13 protein-coding genes and 2 pseudogenes are annotated in these 16,439 nt (G+C 40.9%); 11 read left to right on the top strand and 4 right to left on the bottom strand.

Annotated features, from left to right (window positions below):
- Positions 1–69, bottom strand: a 69-nt coding sequence (locus tag ACFIK1_RS06080; RefSeq protein ID WP_375662329.1) for a helix-turn-helix domain-containing protein, incomplete at its 3' end; no start/stop codon positions are given.
- A gap of 608 nt (positions 70–677) precedes the next feature.
- Between ACFIK1_RS06080 and ACFIK1_RS06075 the strand changes: the two genes are divergently transcribed.
- From ACFIK1_RS06075 to ACFIK1_RS06060, 4 genes are all read left to right on the top strand, one after another.
- Positions 678–803: a hypothetical protein gene (locus ACFIK1_RS06075; protein WP_375643223.1), complete on the top strand. Its 126-nt coding sequence runs from the start codon at positions 678–680 to the stop codon at positions 801–803.
- 514 nt (positions 804–1,317) lie between these two features.
- Positions 1,318–2,553 carry an MFS transporter gene (locus ACFIK1_RS06070; RefSeq protein ID WP_375662328.1) on the top strand — a complete coding sequence of 412 codons (1,236 nt, stop codon included), beginning with the start codon at positions 1,318–1,320 and terminating at the stop codon, positions 2,551–2,553.
- Between the two features lie 249 nt (positions 2,554–2,802).
- On the top strand, positions 2,803–2,949 hold the full coding sequence (locus ACFIK1_RS06065; RefSeq protein ID WP_375662325.1) for a hypothetical protein: 147 nt from the start codon (positions 2,803–2,805) through the stop codon (positions 2,947–2,949).
- Positions 2,950–3,211: 262 nt separating this feature from the next.
- On the top strand, positions 3,212–3,607 hold the full coding sequence (locus ACFIK1_RS06060; RefSeq protein ID WP_375633316.1) for a hypothetical protein: 396 nt from the start codon (positions 3,212–3,214) through the stop codon (positions 3,605–3,607).
- 872 nt (positions 3,608–4,479) lie between these two features.
- On the opposite strand, the pseudogene ACFIK1_RS06055 reads toward ACFIK1_RS06060, so the two are convergent.
- Positions 4,480–4,659 (bottom strand): annotated as a pseudogene (locus ACFIK1_RS06055) (helix-turn-helix domain-containing protein); the annotation flags it as partial.
- A 751-nt stretch (positions 4,660–5,410) separates the two neighbouring features.
- Here ACFIK1_RS06055 and ACFIK1_RS06050 point away from each other — a divergent pair.
- A complete protein-coding gene (locus tag ACFIK1_RS06050) occupies positions 5,411–5,599 on the top strand; it encodes a hypothetical protein (RefSeq protein ID WP_375662324.1) in 189 nt (62 codons plus the stop codon).
- Positions 5,600–6,027: 428 nt separating this feature from the next.
- Here ACFIK1_RS06050 and ACFIK1_RS06045 read toward each other — a convergent pair whose 3' ends face one another.
- Entirely contained in the window at positions 6,028–6,396 is a 369-nt protein-coding gene (locus ACFIK1_RS06045) for a helix-turn-helix domain-containing protein (protein ID WP_375662323.1), read from the bottom strand.
- A gap of 1,413 nt (positions 6,397–7,809) precedes the next feature.
- A pseudogene (locus tag ACFIK1_RS06040) lies at positions 7,810–8,242 on the bottom strand (helix-turn-helix domain-containing protein).
- A gap of 791 nt (positions 8,243–9,033) precedes the next feature.
- Between ACFIK1_RS06040 and ACFIK1_RS06035 the strand changes: the two are divergent.
- From ACFIK1_RS06035 to ACFIK1_RS06010, 6 genes are all read left to right on the top strand, one after another.
- Positions 9,034–9,375 (top strand): hypothetical protein, encoded by a 342-nt coding sequence (locus ACFIK1_RS06035; protein WP_375662327.1) that lies wholly within the window; start codon positions 9,034–9,036, stop codon positions 9,373–9,375.
- 662 nt (positions 9,376–10,037) lie between these two features.
- Positions 10,038–11,399, top strand: coding sequence for a PBSX family phage terminase large subunit (locus ACFIK1_RS06030; RefSeq protein ID WP_375662322.1), 1,362 nt, complete (start codon positions 10,038–10,040; stop codon positions 11,397–11,399).
- Complete coding sequence (locus ACFIK1_RS06025; RefSeq protein WP_375643234.1) at positions 11,384–13,234, top strand: portal protein; 1,851 nt, start codon at positions 11,384–11,386, stop codon at positions 13,232–13,234. The genes ACFIK1_RS06030 and ACFIK1_RS06025 overlap by 16 nt, the downstream gene beginning before the upstream one ends.
- Positions 13,235–13,515: 281 nt before the next feature.
- Positions 13,516–14,289: a hypothetical protein gene (locus ACFIK1_RS06020; protein WP_375662321.1), complete on the top strand. Its 774-nt coding sequence runs from the start codon at positions 13,516–13,518 to the stop codon at positions 14,287–14,289.
- 241 nt (positions 14,290–14,530) lie between these two features.
- Entirely contained in the window at positions 14,531–15,649 is a 1,119-nt protein-coding gene (locus ACFIK1_RS06015) for a N4-gp56 family major capsid protein (RefSeq protein WP_375643242.1), read from the top strand.
- Positions 15,650–15,732: 83 nt separating this feature from the next.
- Entirely contained in the window at positions 15,733–16,428 is a 696-nt protein-coding gene (locus ACFIK1_RS06010; protein WP_375662320.1) for a hypothetical protein, read from the top strand.
- Positions 16,429–16,439 lie beyond the last annotated feature (11 nt).

The following is a 16,439-nucleotide window of genomic DNA, read 5'->3' as shown; positions in this document are numbered from 1 at the left end:
TTCGTATTTTTGGATTTGTTGGAAACTGACACCTAAATGGCTTCCTAATTCTTTTTGGGAAAGCCCCATGGAAATGCGTCTGTGGCGAATTCTTTTGCCTATCAAAATATCGATAAAATGTGGATTTTTAGTTGGCACTTCAAGCCCCCCCTCCGGTTGCGAGCGCCCTCGCATTGGTATTCCGGGAGGTTGAAAATACTGAACCTAAATCAGCTTTTTGCTTTTAGTGCTGAGAAGCACTTGGACATAGCAAAAACTCCCGGAATCCCGGGATACCCGCAAAGCGGGATAAATTTATGTTTAGGTTTCGGGTCTTCAACTCCCTATTGATCGTTGCGTGGACGATCAAAATCACACTTTAAGTGATAAAGTAATTTCAGAAGATTGGCAAGAAAAATCAAAAATTTTCTATTCTATTATGCCGTAAAACACTGCTCTTTTAGGGGGAGTGAAGAGCTAGAATATTTGAGGGCAGGGCTTGATTTGTTGAGCTTGATGAAGTGTTGTCGTTTGAGGGGGGCGTCTGAAGACTGTAAGGGGTACTAGGCAAAAAGCTGGATTCGTTTATAGACTATTGTTTATAGAGCTGTGCGGGGTGGTGAACTTTTCGTTGGCTTTGTTCTTTAAAGATGTAAAAGCGTAAAAACGTATATCCGTAAAAGTGAAGTGGGGGATTTATGGATTTATATATTGTGCGTGTTTTTGGTCACTTTGGGCTTTTGGGGGCGTGGAATGTGGTGCGAGAATTGGGGGGAAGTGTTTTCATAAATGGAGGGGGAAGCTGGAGGGAAGAGGGGTGTTAAGTTGTTAAGTGTGTGATGGGAGAAAAAAGGGGGAATGGAGGATGAAGAGAGTGCGCATGGATAGGGGGAGAGTGTGGGTAAGGCGGTGGTGCAAAGAGATGCGTGAAGGATGGCGGCTTTAAGAAGATAGGGCTTGATTTGTCGAGCCTGATGACGTGCTGTCGTTTGAGAAGTGGTTGGGTGTAAGCTTTATTTTGTGGGGAAAGTTGCTTTTTATTGTGGGATTGTAGACTAGTGCTGGTTGGGAATTTTCATTCTTTGAGACGTGGGGTGGAGGTCAATGTAATAATATGGAAGATTGTGATCTCATAATTTTTACATTCTTTCTTTTTTTAAAGATATTACTTGATATTAGAGTAAATGCTTATATCAAGAGGAGTATTTCTTTAAAAATTTTCACTTAACTTATTAAGCGATTTATTAGAATAAAAGACTCTTCTGAAGTTCATATCACCAATTGTAGCGAAGGAAGTGTAACTTTAAGTGTAGCAAAGTTTAACATCGGATGGTTGATATGAATTTGTTTTTAAAAAAGAGTCCATTAGCTCTTTTTTGCTCTCTCTTTATTTCCAAAGTTGGTGATTATGCTTATGAAGTTGTTTTTATTTTACTGGTCTTAGAATTAACAGATAACACCTTTTTTACAGGTCTTGTGTATTTTTTTCGATTTATCCCTTTTCTCTTTTTTGGCCCTATAGGAGGTTGGTTAGCGGATAATTTTTCTTTGAAGAAAAATATGATCTTAAGTGAAGTTGTTAGATTATTAGCTTCATTGTTTGTTTTTATAACTTATATAACAGGTACAGCACATATCATTGTTCTTATTTTTGCAGCAATATGTACAACGATAGGAAGAAGTATTTTCCAACCAAGTTTTCAAGCTGCTATTCCCAGAATGTTTTCAATAAAAGATCTTACAAAGGCCAATAGCATTGCTCAAATTATCATGGAAACGGCAGCCGTCATTGGCCCTTTGGTTTGTTCCATACTGCTTTTTTTAGCAAATAAATCGGCAGTACTCATTTTTGATTTTTTTACCTATTTTATATCTATTATCGTGTTATTTAATCTCATGAATTTAAATTCAAGCGAGAATAAATCATTCAATTTTATAAAAATTTATCGAGAAACAGCTTCATATCTTAAATATATTTCTACAGAAAATAATAATTTATTTATTACGCTCGTTGGATCGTCGTTTGCTATTCTCTTTACGGGTGCTATTTTAAGATTTTTAATTCCAGCTTTTGTTCTTTTTGTGGGGGGAGAGGAGAGCCTTGTGAGTTATATTTTTTCTCTCATGGCTGTTGGAACTATTGTTGGTGGTTTGTTCTATAGTAAAATTATATTAAATATTACATCGTTGAAGCTCATGATATTTTGGCTTCTTTATGGGGTTATCCTGTTTGTTATGCCTTTAGCTGCTGGACTTTATTTAAAATTCCTTCTCGTGTTAGCATTTGTTTTAGGATTTATTGGTGCCTTTGTGGATATTGGTTTAGTCTCAGCTATTCAATTATATTCTCGTCGTGAAGATTTTGGTAAGAGTTTTGGAACCTTTTCAACTTTAGCGAACTCTGCCGAAGCAATGTCTGGCTTTATTGCTGGACTTTTGGCACTCGTGGGATTGTTAAGCTCTTTTTTAGCTATGTCCGCATTAATTATTTCCACGGGAATTATTGGCGTTGTAAAAATTAAGAAAAATAAAGAGTTAACACCTCTTAACACGACAGTCGATGACGACCATTGATATATTTGATATCTCCATGCCGTTTCTTTTTTCTAAAGACGGTTCGCTCATTATCTTATTCATGAGGTAAAAACACCGCTTTTTGAAGGGGGGTGATCTGAAACGAATGAGTGGTCAGTGGTGGAAACTTGCTAGGCAAGCATTTGAATTCTTTACAGACCGTTGTTTATAGAGTGGTACGGGGCGGTGAACCTTTCCTTGGCTTCGTTCTGTAAATGTGGAGAAGCGTAAAAATGTGAATCTGTAAAAGTGAAGTGGGGGATTTGTGGTTTATATATTGTGCGTGTTTTTGGTCACTTTGGGCTTTTGGGGGCGTGGAATGTGGTGCGAGGATTGGGGGGAAGTGTTTTCGTGAATGGAGGGGAAATGAAGGGTGCTGTGCGTTGGTTTATGTAATGCAACACACCATGAAAGTAAGTATACATATACTATATGCTTTACATGTGTTTTTTCGTACTTTTAACATATATATTTTGTGTCTTAAACATAAGCTTTGAGTACTATGAGAGATGGTGGTCGTTTTTTAAACAAGCGAGAAAGTGATTAACTAATGCTTGATAGTAAAGCAGTATATTGTTAAGGCTATTCTTTGAAAGGAGGCTCTTATTTCTGGTGTAGGAGCTTTTCAGGAGAGAATGCAATTAATAGGGGAGTTAAGATGTCAAAATATTTATTTCCGTTACCGCTTGTATTGGTGGCTGGTTGTGCATCTATCAGTAATTATTCATCAAGTTATGTCAGTCCAAATATTACGAAAGATGATGTAAAATTAATTGCTAACGATTTTGTTCGTAATCTTAAAAAACCTTTACCGCCCGCTACAACAATACTTATTGTGAAAAAAAATAAAACAGAAGACAACTTTACTCCTCTATTTATTGATCTCTTGCGACGGAATGGATATAACGTGATCTATACAGATCAACCAAACAAACAGCAAAATGGTGTAATCTTGACTTATCAAATAACGCCAATAAAGACAGGTATCATGTCTATGGTTTCTTATGATGAGGTTGGAGTAACCCGTTATTATTTCCGTACTTATAATAGATGAAACCCCTTTGCCGGTTTGTCTCAAAGAAGTAGATAATGAAGAAATGTGTTTCAGGGGAAGTGTTGGGATTGAATTAATCAATAAAAATTTGCAGATATGAAATTGCATATTCAGACGATAGTTATTCGTCGTCTCGTTTACAATTTCAGTGTTGTAACGAAGAAAGATGTCGTTTTATCTGTTTGCAATTCTTCATGTTCTGTCTCAGTTATATAGCGCTTTTATCGTTTCTGTCTTATAGAAAATTACTTTCTGTTCTACGGCTCTATATGCCAATCTAATAGTCAGATCTAAACAATCAAATTCATATGAGCTCTTTACAGAAATCTGTTGTTTGAGATTGTTGTAAAGGTGTTTTGTTTTTATCAAATTATCGCGTGGTGGTTTGGGAGTTTCCTTTGGCTGCGTTCTGTAATGATGTAAAAGCGTAAAAATGTGAATCTGTAAAATGAAGCGGAGGATTTGTGCTTTGTGAGAGCTTTTATCATGGCATGGAATGTGGTGGGAAGGATTGGGGGATGTATTTGTGAATGGAGCGGGGAACGCTGGGATGAAGAGTGCTGTTAAGTTGTGAGTGTGTGATGGGAGAGAAAAAGGAGGAATGGAGGATGAAGAGAGTGTGCGCATGGATAGGGGGAGAGTGTGGGTAAGGCGTTGGTGCAAAGAGATGCGTGAAGGATGGCGGTTTTTAAGGAGATAGGGCTTGATTTGTCAAGCCTGACGAAGTGCTGTCGTTTGAGGAGGGCGTCTGAAGACTTGTAAGGGGTACTAGGCAAAAAGCTGGGTTCGTTTATAGACTATTGTTTATAGAGTGGTGCGGGGTGGTGAACCGTTCCTTGGCTGCGTTTTGTAAATGTGGAGAAGCGTAGNGCAATTTCGAGCAAACACCCCGCGCTTACACGATTTAAACCTTTTTCATATTTTTGGATTTGTTGAAAACTGACACCTAAATAGCTTCCTAACTCTTTTTGAGAAAGACCCATTGAAATGCGTCTGTGACGGATTTTTTTACCTATTGAAATGTCATTAAAATGTGGATTTTTAGTTTGCACTTCAAGCTCCCCTCCAGTTGCGAGCGCCCTCGCATGAGTATTCCGGGAGGTTGAAAGCACTGAGCTCAAATCAGCTTTTTGCTTTTAGTGCTCATGGCACTTGGACATAGCAAAAACTCCCGGAACTCCGGGATACCCACAACGTGGGGTAAATTAACGTTTGAGTTTTCGGGCTTCAACTCCCTATTGATCGCTGCGTAGACGATCAAGGCACCATTTGAGTGATAAAGTAATTTCAAGGGATTGGCAAGAACAATTAAAAGATTTGGAAAATGAGAGCATTTTTTTGTATCTTAAAAATTATCTCATTATATTCTTATGCCTTATGCTGTAAAATATTGTCATTTGAGATAGGGTGAGATGGGGGCATTAGAGGCAAGGATATGCCGTCGAGAGACCTTCAAGCATATCAATTTATACGGTGCTTTTTGTGAGAGTGTCTGGATATTGGAGGGTAGGGGTTATCTGTCCGTGTCTGGTGAAACAGCATTCTTTGAGGGGTGGTGAGAGGTGGTTGCCCAAATGCAATGTGCTCGATAAAAAGTGGGATTGTTAACAGACTCTTGTTTATTGAGTGGTGGGCTGGTTTGGAAATTTCGTTTGGCTGCTTTCTGTAAAGATGGAAAAGCGTAAAAACGCGAATCTGTAAAATTGAAGTGAAGAATTTATGCATTGTATGCTTTTGTCTTGGCATGGAATGTGGTCGGAGAACTAGGGGACGCATTTGTGAATGGAGCGGGGAAAGCTGGGGATGAAGCATGTGAAAATTGGCACTGTGGGAGAAGCTTTTTGGTGTGTGTGTGAAGCTTTGTCTTTTTGGTGGAGTATTTGCTTCGAAGCGGAATTGATCGGTATTTGTAGGAGCTTTCGCTCTTTGTGTTGGAGAGGGACGGGTGTAAGAATATTCAGAAAAGCCTTGCTTGTTGAATCCGTTGTTTGAGGGGTATGGTATGCTGATCTGTCTGAGTGGTTGGTAGGAGGAAACTGCTACAAGATGTTGGATTCTTGACAGAGCAGTATAAGACGCTGGGAGAACAGTTTCATTTGCTGCCTTTTGTAAAGATGGAAAAGCGTAAAAATGTGAATCCGTAAAAGTGAAGTGAAAGATTTATGCGTTGTATGTTTTTGTCTTGGCATGGAATGTGGTCGGAGAACTAGGGGACGCATTTGTGAATGGAGCGGGGAAAGCTGGGATGAAGAGGGGTATAAATCGCGTTGACTGGAGAAAGGTGTGTGAGGGAATATTTTAGGGCAGGGCTTATCTGTCTTGTCTGATAAAATTGCCTTCTTTGAAGTGTCGTGATCTGAAGCTTATATTTTAAGGATGTTGGATATATTGGCGAGGGATGTTGATGGGTGTGCTTTTGTCTAATCAGAAATCAACCACAAGATTGCTTTTTGTTTTTTCGGCTGGAGCTCTCTAAAGTTTTTCAAAAGTGCGTGTTCTTTTTCGCTGTATGTGTCTTGATCGTGGTGTGAGAGAGTTTCTTTTGTGGGAATATCTGCTGTTAAAAGGTCCGCATAAAAAAAGTTCATAGGAACCTCTAGTTTTTTAGCAATTTCGAGCAAACACCCCGCGCTTACACGATTTAAACCTTTTTCATATTTTTGGATTTGTTGAAAACTGACACCTAAATGGCTTCCTAACTCTTTTTGAGAAAGACCCATTGAAATACGTCTATAACGGATTCTTTTACCTATTGAAATGTCGTTGAAATGTGAATTTTTAGTTTGCACTTCAAGCCCCCCTCCGGTTGCGAGCGCCCTCGCATTGGTATTCCGGGAGTAGTAAAGTACTGAGCTCTAGTCAGCATTTTTGCTTTTAGTGCTTATCACACCTGGACATAGCAAAAACTCCCGGAATCCCGGGACACCCACAAAGTGGGTTCATTCTTACGCTAGAGCTTAGGGCTTTACTATCCCTTATTGATCGTTGCGTGGACGATCAAAATATCCTTTGAGTGATAAAGTAATTTCAAGGGATTGGCAAGAACAATTAAAAGATTTTCTAGTCTGTTATATTGTAAAATAGGGATGTTTGGGGGCGGTAATCTGATGTTAGTAGGGGAATTTATTGGGTAAAAGGTTGAATGATAGTTTAAAATCGGTGCGGGGTGGAAGCTTTATTCAGCAGAGGAAAATTTGCTTTTTGAAGTCGAATTGTAGATCAGAGCTTATCTGGCGTGTTTGATGAAACACCATTCTTTGAAGTGTGGGATAGCCATATGAAATAATCAGCAGGGAAATCTGATAGACGAGAAATCAGCTTGTTGACAGACCCGTGTTTACAGAGGGGCGTGGGGATGGCGGTTTTTGAGTTTCATTTGGCTTTTTTCTGTAATGATGTAAAAGCGTAGAAATGTGAATCTGTAAAATGAAGCGGAGGATTTGTGCTTTGTGAGAGCTTTTATCATGGCATGGAATGTGGTGCGAGGATTGGGGGAAGTGTCTTCGTGAATGGAGGAGAAAGTTGGGATGAAGAGTGTTGTTGAAGTGCGTTTTCTGGAGAAGAGTGTGTGGGGAATGGCTGTGAACAGATTGCAGAGCTGATGTGTAAAGAGATGTGAAGAGAAAAATCTCGTGGTGGGCGTTTATATTCTATGCGGAGCTTAACAATTATAGTTGCATCTATATTTGTATGGGGATATCCGTGAAATGGGTGTGAGAAGCATTGAGAGGTGTTTTTTTTAATAAGTGGGTGAATGAGCAATACAATGAAAGCCTATTTAGAGGGGAAATCCTATTTAGTGGGGAAATCCTATTTTAGCTCTTGTTGTTTTAGACATTGTGTTTTGTATGAGGGGCATTTTGCAGGAAAGGTGTTTTGAGGGATGTGGCTCCCTTAAAGAAAAACACAAAAATATCAAAAGAAAAATATAAAAACTTGACAAGGTAAATGTAAAAAGGTATCATAATGATACAATCGGAATTGTGCGTTTAAATCAGAAGAGATCTTTTGATAAGATTCTGTGAGAGGGGTGGGGATGTTTTTCCAAGGTTTTGGTGTTTTTATCCTATTTTGAAGTTTGTTATCCTATGATGTCGTAAACCGGTGCCGTAAACCGTTTTTTTGAGATGTGGTGATATCAGGCGGCAAGGCTTTAGGCAGAGGGGAATATTGGCAAAGGATGTCGATTGATGCGCTTTTGTCTAATCAGAAATTAACCACAAAATTGCTTTTTGTTTTTTCGGCTGGAGCTCTCTAAAGTTTTTTAAAAGGGCGTGTTCTTTTTCGCTGTATGTGTCTTGATCGTGGTGTAAGAGAGTTTCTTTTGTGGGAATATCTGCTGTTAAAAGGTCCGCATAAAAAAAGTTCATAGGAACCTCTCGTTTTTTAGNTGGGAATATCTGCTGTTAAAAGGTCCGCATAAAAAAAGTTCATAGGAACCTCTAGTTTTTTAGCAATTTCGAGCAAACACCCCGCGCTTACACGATTTAAACCTTTTTCATATTTTTGGATTTGTTGAAAACTGACACCTAAATGGCTTCCTAACTCTTTTTGAGAAAGACCCATTGAAATACGTCTATAACGGATTCTTTTACCTATTGAAATGTCGTTGAAATGTGAATTTTTAGTTTGCACTTCAAGCCCCCCTCCGGTTGCGAGCGCCCTCGCATTGGTATTCCGGGAGTAGTAAAGTACTGAGCTCTAGTCAGCATTTTTGCTTTTAGTGCTTATCACACCTGGACATAGCAAAAACTCCCGGAATCCCGGGACACCCACAAAGTGGGTTCATTCTTACGCTAGAGCTTAGGGCTTTACTATCCCTTATTGATCGTTGCGTGGACGATCAAAATATCCTTTGAGTGATAAAGTAATTTCAAGGGATTGGCAAGAACAATTAAAAGATTTTCTAGTCTGTTATATTGTAAAATAGGGATGTTTGGGGGCGGTAATCTGATGTTAGTAGGGGAATTTATTGGGTAAAAGGTTGAATGATAGTTTAAAATCGGTGCGGGGTGGAAGCTTTATTCAGCAGAGGAAAATTTGCTTTTTGAAGTCGAATTGTAGATCAGAGCTTATCTGGCGTGTTTGATGAAACACCATTCTTTGAAGTGTGGGATAGCCATATGAAATAATCAGCAGGGAAATCTGATAGACGAGAAATCAGCTTGTTGACAGACCCGTGTTTACAGAGGGGCGTGGGGATGGCGGTTTTTGAGTTTCATTTGGCTTTTTTCTGTAATGATGTAAAAGCGTAAAAATGTGAATCTGTAAAATGAAGCGGAGGATTTGGGCTTTATGTGGGCTCTTATCTTTTTGGGTGTGTCCCATTTTTAATTGTTGAATGCTTGGCAAATTTTGTTGCTGATTTTTATGTCATTTTTTGTGTTTGAGGTTTTGGTTTCTCTTTAGTTGGAAGGAACATGATGATGGTAGATGAACATTGTCTTCCCTTACGTCGAAGAGGGCGGAAAAAAGGGGCTTTAAATAAAACAACAAAGCGATTTAATGAAGCTCTTCTGACAGCGGCGGAGCAGGCTGGATATCACTATGGTGAAGATGGGCTGGTGTCTTATCTTCAATATCATGCGTTGAATAATCCTGTTCCTTTTTTTTCGCTGCTGGCAAAAGTGTTGCCTCTTCAGGGGACTGGAGAAGGGCAGGTTAAAACAGTTTCGCGTATTGAGATTGTACCAGTGAATGCAAAAAATAGTGAACCGGAGAAGTGTGATACCTCGATAACTGAGGCTTGTGATATTGAAAAATGTTAGGCTGAGGTGGGTGATGTGGGGTGATGTCTTGCAAGGGGGCTGCTTTGGTGATTGCCTATCTTGAGGGGATTGAAGCGGAGGCTATCGTGCTTGTAGGCGCTCGTGATACTGGGAAGGGGCTTTGGTGAATGATGCCGTAAGGGCCCCGTGTGCTGGAGGGAATTTGGTGCAGGGTATTTGTGTGGTGGATATGGAACAGTGTTTTGATGGGTGAGGGGCATGAAACTTGAGAGAAGTGTTATGCTTGCCTGATGCATGTGTTTTGGTGGGGGTATCTTGGGGGATAAAGTGTGAGGATTGGTGATGCTTGAGAGGCATGATATTGGAGGATGTTGGGCTTTGGATATGCCTGAGAGCCATGTGCTGAGGCTATGATTTGGTTGGGGAGGATACCTTGCTTGTGGTTGGGGGATGACAGGCGCGGTGTTTGAGGGGGTGGGGCTTTTGTGCCTTGGGGGCTTGGGGCGCATAGGTGGGGTCAAGGGGATCTCATGCAAAAAAGTGAAATTTATTGAATATTAGGATGAAGAAAAGATAAAGCGCTGCTTTTGAGAAGGGCGTTTTCGTTCAATTGCTCTTTTCGTTCAATTGCTCTGGGATCATTAAACTTGGGATAAGCAAAAGGGTGTAGCGCAATTATTGCTAAAGTATGAAAATTTATAATGACAACTGTTCAGAAAATTTCTCAAAAAATTGAGCAGAAAACGGCTCAAGTGGCTCTTATTCCAAAGCTTATTCCTGTCTTTACTGGAAATGCCGATGTGCGAGCCGCTTGGGGAGGACGCGGTTCTGGAAAAACACGTTCTTTTGCTTTGATGTCTGCTGTGGTGGGATATCGCCATGGAATGGCTGGAGAACGCGGTATTATTCTTTGTGCACGGCAATTTCAAAACTCTCTCAATGAAAGTTCTTTGGAGGAAATTAAACGCGCTATCGAATCTTATCCTTTTTTACAAGACTATTATGAAATCGGCGATAAATATATTAAGTCAAAAGATGGACGGATCGTCTATGTGTTTGCTGGGCTTGATCGCAATATCGCAAGTATTAAATCAATGGGGCGCGTTTTCCTTTGTTGGGTCGATGAAGCCGAGCCCGTGACCGAAACTGCTTGGCAAACCCTTATTCCAACTTTGCGCGAAGAAGGAAAAGATTGGAATGCAGAATTATGGGTGACATGGAACCCATGCCATGAAAATGCAGCCGTGGAAAAGCGTTTCCGAAATGTCGATAATCCTCATATCAAAGGGGTGGAAATCAATTGGCGTGATAATCCGCAATTTCCTGAAAAACTCAATCGTGATCGAATGGACGATTTGCTGCAAAGACCAGAGCAGTATAACCATATTTGGGAAGGCGAATATCTCCAAGCTGTCCAAGGGGCTTATTATCAGAAATGTCTGCTGGAAGCCGAAATGGAAGGGCGGATTACCACTGTTCCACGGGATCCTTTGATGCAGGTGAGAATCTTTTGGGATATCGGGGGAACAGGCGCAAAGGCTGATGCTACCGCATTGTGGGTGGCGCAGTTTGTTGGACGGGAAATCCGAGTGCTCGATTATTATGAAGCCCAAGGTCAACCTCTCTCAGAACATGTGGGCTGGGTCTTTCAAAGGGGATATGAAAAGGCTCTTATGGTTTTGCCTCATGATGGCGCAACAAAAGATCGTGTCTATAATGTGAGTTTTGAAAGTGCCCTTCAACAAGCCGGTTTTCAAACCAAAATAATTCCTAATCAAGGAACTGGCGCTGTGAAAATGCGTATCGAAGCCGTAAGGCGGTTGTTTCCTGCACTATGGTTTAATCGTGAAACGACATGTGCGGGCAGAAAAGCGCTTGCTTGGTATCATGAAAAGCGCGACGAACAGCGCAATATCGGACTAGGCGCTGAACATGATTGGGCAAGCCATGGGGCCGATGCCTTTGGACTGATGTGTGTGGCTTATGAACAGCCAAATGCTAAAGCGCGAAAAAAACCTTATCGCTCGTTTCACCATTCTCAAACTTCATGGATGGCTTTTTAATGAATATGTCTACAGATTCTTCTTTTAATCAAATCGAAACGCTTGAAAATCAAGCACTCTTTAAAAAACTCGTGGGTTGGTATCAGGATGATATTGATCATGTCGAAAAATGGCGAAAAAATGCCCAGGAAGATTACGATTTTTATAATGGACGGCAATGGAATGAGCAAGACTTGGCTGTCTTGCACGAACAAAACAGACCGGTCATGACTTTTAACCGTATTGCGCCTTTAATTAATGCCGTGATTGGGGCTGAGCGCAATAATAAAAGGCAAGTGCAATTTATTCCACGACAAGAAGGGGCAGCTTTTGCGAACCAGATTCTGACAGGGGCGGCTGAGTGGTTTCGTGATGAAGCTGACGGGGAATACGAAGATTCCGATGCTTTTCAAGATGCAATTATTTGCGGAATGGGGTGGACAGATACACGCCTTGATTATGAAGAAGATCCACAAGGAAAACCAATTATTGCACGCTTAGACCCGATGAAAATGGTGTGGGATGCAAGTGCTGTCAAGCCTAATCTTATTGATGCACAACGCTTATGGTATATTGATGAAAAACCCCTTGCTGTGGCGCAGGAAATGTTTCCCAATGTTCATTGGAGCGATCTTAATGCTGATTGGGTTAAACATCAGAGTTTTTTACATTCAACCAGCGATGGGATGACACAAAGTTATCAGTCCGAGAGGGGGTATCAAGGAGAAGAGGGGAGCGGCTATCAACGTCCTAAAATGGTGACATTGGTAGAATGTCGCTGGTTTGAACGCGAGGTGGTTTATAAAGTTCTCGAGCCTCTAAGTGGAAAGTTTGTCGATTATTCAGAGCAGGATTTCCAAAATTTAAGCAAAACCTTTCCTCATGTCCAGGCAACAAGGTTGAACAGAAAAATTGTCAAACGGGCATTTTTAGGTAGAAAGCTGCTTGAAGCGCCTGATAAGCCCTTGGTTCCACCCAATCAATTGGGATGGGAGTGTATTACCGGTACTTTTGATAAGTTAAGCCGGCAATTTTACGGAATTGTTAAGCCAACAAAAGATCCGCAACGGTGGGCAAACAAATATTTTAGTCAAGTGATGCATTTGCTCAATAGCCAATCAAAAGGCGGAATTATGGCAGAACGCGATGCTTTTGATGATGATCGACAAGCCCTCGAGAGTTGGGCTAGAGCCGATAGTATTACTTGGTTGAAAAGTGGTGCTGTGTCTGGGGGAAGAATCCAACCTAAACCCGTGGCACAATTTCCGCAAGGGTTTTTCCAATTGTTTAATGAAGCAAAGAGCGCTCTCGAACAGGTGACGGGGTTGTCTTCTGAATTTATTGGGACGCGAGCTGTCAATCAGCCTGGCATTCTTGAACAACAACGGCGACAATCGTCACTTAATCTTTTGGCTTCCTTTTTTGATGGGTTGCGTCGATATCGGCAACGACAGGGAAAAATTATTCTCTATCTTATTCAAAATTATCTGTCCGATGGGCGGTTGGTGCGTATTGCCGGTGATGAAAATGCCCAGTATGTGCCGCTGACACGCGAAATGGTGACTAGTTTGGAATATGATATTGTCGTGGATGATGCGCCAACAAGTCTTAATGAAAAAGAGCGTACTTTTGCACTGATCATGCAATTGCTGCCTTTGATGCAAAATTTTGCAACGCCTGAGATTATGCTCGATCTCTTACGCTATTCGCCTTTACCCGCTTCACTTATTCATAAAATTGCGATAAAGGCGCAAAACTCTTTTCAAGAAGAGCAAAATGCCTCAGCACAGATGGGGGATAATGTGGGGGCAGACCAGATAATGCAGATGTTGCAGACAGTAAAGGCTCAACAATAGGACACTTTGTCATGCGTGACTTCTGATAAACGCCATATATCATAAATTGCTTATCGATTTTCGTAGTGCATGGGCTCCCTTTTCTTAAAAGAACTGTTTTGTAGGGCAGTGTTGTTGGGAAAAGCAGGGTGGAGAGGGAGTTTTGCCGTCATGTGGGGTGGAGAGCATTGGGGGAATGTTGGTGCTAAATGATGAGAGAGCATTGAGGGGATAAGTGCTTATGGGGCTGTTTTATCTGAAAAATTTTATTTTATTGTTAAAAAAAAGAGAAGGCTAATGTCATGGATCAAGAACACTTAACGCCGGCAGAACAAAACCAATTGAAACAAGATTTTCTGGTCTCAACACAAGAGGGAGAAAATGGTGAAATTGCAAGAGAAGAAAAAACTCTTGAAGATAATTTCCAAGGGCAAATGCTTCAACAACAGGACTCTTCGCAAAAGGCTGGAAAAGAGGTTCAAGGGGGCGAGGATGCTGCGCCAGATCCGCAAAAAGACTTTATGGGCTATATGCAATGGTTGGGAAAAACACTCCAAAAACAAGGGCTTGCACATGAAAAACAACAGCCTTCTCTGGCTCGCGAAGCAGAACAGTTGCATGCGTTTTTTCAGCAGTCTGTTGCCAGTGTTAAACAAAAGCATCATGATTTTGATCAAGCGGCTGATTTTATTTATGAAACACGGGCTAAACAATTGGCAGCTTGTGCTTCGCTCTATCCTGAGATGGCCGATCCCAAAAATATTGATGCGTTGATTGGTGATGAGTTGAAGCAGATCTTGCGCGATTGTGCGCAAAAAAATCAAAATCCGGCTGAAGTGATTTACACGATCGCACAAAAAATTGGCTACACAAATGTTCCCAATAACATGGGTGAAAATTTACAGGAAAGACACAATTCTGCACGTACTCTTGCTGCTTATAACGGTTTAACGCCAAATGGGCCGATTTCTTTGGATATGCTTGATAAAATGTCAGAAGCAGAGTTTAGCGCTTGGGTTGCTGATCCTAAAAATAAAGCCGCTTTTAATCGTTTAATGGGGGGAAGAGAATTTTAAAAACAAGAATGTGGCAGGTGTTTTTTGCGGGAATGTTAAGAGGCTTTTAGCGCAGGAGAATGCGAGGGGATTTCTCAAACACGGATGTGGAGAGGAGAGCTCTTATAAGGGGGAGGCAGACGCTAACAGAAATTAGATAAAACTCACAAACAACCTATTCACCATTTGAAATGAAATGTGGTGTTTTAACAACCGGCGCTTTGCCGGGTTTTTTATGTCAATAAAACTTTTAGAGGACAAAATGACTGTAACTTATATCGGACTTAATGACCCAATGGCAGTGCGCACATGGTCTAAATTACTAAACCAAGAAGTCTCAAAAGCACTTCCAATTGCACCGTTGATTGGAAATGATTCAAACAGTATCGTACAATTAAAAGATGAAACTACGAAAGCAAGTGGAGATGCTATTAGCTTTAATTTGCGTGTGCAGTTGCTAGGCGATGGGGTGAGCGAAGGGCAGACATTGGAAGGCAATGAAGAAGCTTTACAGTTTCTCAATGATCGCTTGGCAATTAATGAACTCGTTCATGCTGTGCGTGTCAAAAATGAGGGAACGATTGATCAACAACGAATTCTTCATGATTTGCGCACCGAGGCAAAAAATGGTTTGGTTGATTGGTATGCAGATCGTCTGAGTATGATGTTCTTCATTCAAGTTTGCGGGTATACCGCAAAAACAATTAACTTTGAGGGACGTACGATTACTCTTAAACCTGTCCATTATGGGTTTAATGCGCCAACGGCACCAACCAATAAACGCGTGGTACGTCCTAATGATAAAGCAAAAGATGAGGACTTAAAAGAAGACGATGTTTTTGATCTCAGCTTGATTGATAAAGCAGTTGAACGAGCTAAATTGGCAAATCCTAAAATTAGACCTGTGCGGCTCGATGGGGAAAATGTCTATGTGCTTTATCTACATCCAACCCAAGTGACACAATTGCGAACCAATACAGATGCGGGGCAATGGCTCGACATTACCAAGGCAATCTATAGTGGAAGTCGTATCAAAAATCCGCTCTATGATGGATCGTTGGGCATGTATAATGGTGTGGTTTTGCGCGAAGCTGAACATATTACCGAAGGGGTTGAATCTGGGACGGCTAACAAAGCTGTGCCAAATGTGCGTCGTGCTGTTCTGCTTGGTGCGCAGAGTGCTGTGATTGCTTTTGGTAAAGATCGAGGAGCAACACGCTATAAATTGGTGGAAGAACTCTTCGACTATGAAAGAGAATTCGGGGTTGCGGCAAAAACCATTATTGGTATGAAAAAAACTTGCTTTACCTTGCCAGGAAGTACGCAAGGGGCTCAGGATTTTGGCACTATTGTCATTCCAACTTATGGAGCACCCGCTTAAAGCGAATGTTTGCTCTCTTCCCCCAACAAGAGGGATCTGTTGGGGGAAAAATTTAAAATGCTTCCAGAAACAAGGACAGGCTTATGACCACTTTATCCACGGATCCCCAAAATCTAAACCTTACACATTCAGATCATTCTAAAACTTTTGCTTATATGGTCGCGCTTATTCAAGATGAAATTGACGATACAACAGCGGAATATTCCCTGCAAATTCAAGATTCAATTTTTACGGCTTTGCGTTTGTGTGAACGCGAACCCTTTTTCTTTAATGAAAAAAGAGAAAGGACGTTTAAAACACAAAGTGGTAAAACATGGTATGGGCAAGAAGAGGGGGTTTTTATTGAATCAGAAAAGAGTTTGGAGGGCGTCTTTTTAGTAACAAAGGATGCAACACCAACAAAGTTGTTCTTTATGCCCTTGGAAGTGTTTTATCAACAATATGGTATGCATCCTGCGCTAGGAACGCCATTCTTTTATACGTGCCTTGATCAAAAAATAGGACTCTTTCCAACACCAGAACATGTGGAAACTGTACAGCTTTCTTATGCTCCTGTTCATTTTGCCGATGAACAGCTGAAAGAGGATGATAACCCTTGGTTGATTTATGCTTTTGATCTTATTAAAGCACGGGCAAAATATGAACTTTATAAAAATATTCTTAAAGATCCTGAATATGCCGCCGTTTCTTTCAGAGATTTTCAAGAACAGCTTCAAGCTTTGCGCATTGAAACATCGCGCCGAAAAGGTTTTTCAAAGATTCGCCCAATGCGTTTTTAAAAGACTTTTTT

The sequence above is a fragment of the Bartonella sp. OC16QHHD genome, from assembly GCF_042194035.1.
In the GTDB taxonomy this organism is placed as follows: Bacteria; Pseudomonadota; Alphaproteobacteria; order Rhizobiales; family Rhizobiaceae; genus Bartonella.
The sequence above is the reverse complement of the archived record's forward strand: the minus strand, read 5'-3'. Positions and strand labels throughout refer to the sequence as shown.

Excerpts from the sequence above, each read along its gene's own strand:
- ACFIK1_RS06050 (WP_375662324.1), top strand. The coding sequence starts at position 5,411 with ATGAAGCATGTGAAAATTGGCACTGTGGGAGAAGCTTTTTGGTGTGTG.
- ACFIK1_RS06010 (WP_375662320.1), top strand. The coding sequence starts at position 15,733 with ATGACCACTTTATCCACGGATCCCCAAAATCTAAACCTTACACATTCA.
- ACFIK1_RS06015 (WP_375643242.1), top strand. The coding sequence starts at position 14,531 with ATGACTGTAACTTATATCGGACTTAATGACCCAATGGCAGTGCGCACA.
- ACFIK1_RS06075 (WP_375643223.1), top strand. The coding sequence starts at position 678 with ATGGATTTATATATTGTGCGTGTTTTTGGTCACTTTGGGCTTTTGGGG.
- ACFIK1_RS06020 (WP_375662321.1), top strand. The coding sequence starts at position 13,516 with ATGGATCAAGAACACTTAACGCCGGCAGAACAAAACCAATTGAAACAA.
- ACFIK1_RS06030 (WP_375662322.1), top strand. The coding sequence starts at position 10,038 with ATGACAACTGTTCAGAAAATTTCTCAAAAAATTGAGCAGAAAACGGCT.
- ACFIK1_RS06035 (WP_375662327.1), top strand. The coding sequence starts at position 9,034 with ATGGTAGATGAACATTGTCTTCCCTTACGTCGAAGAGGGCGGAAAAAA.
- ACFIK1_RS06060 (WP_375633316.1), top strand. The coding sequence starts at position 3,212 with ATGTCAAAATATTTATTTCCGTTACCGCTTGTATTGGTGGCTGGTTGT.
- ACFIK1_RS06025 (WP_375643234.1), top strand. The coding sequence starts at position 11,384 with ATGGATGGCTTTTTAATGAATATGTCTACAGATTCTTCTTTTAATCAA.
- ACFIK1_RS06070 (WP_375662328.1), top strand. The coding sequence starts at position 1,318 with ATGAATTTGTTTTTAAAAAAGAGTCCATTAGCTCTTTTTTGCTCTCTC.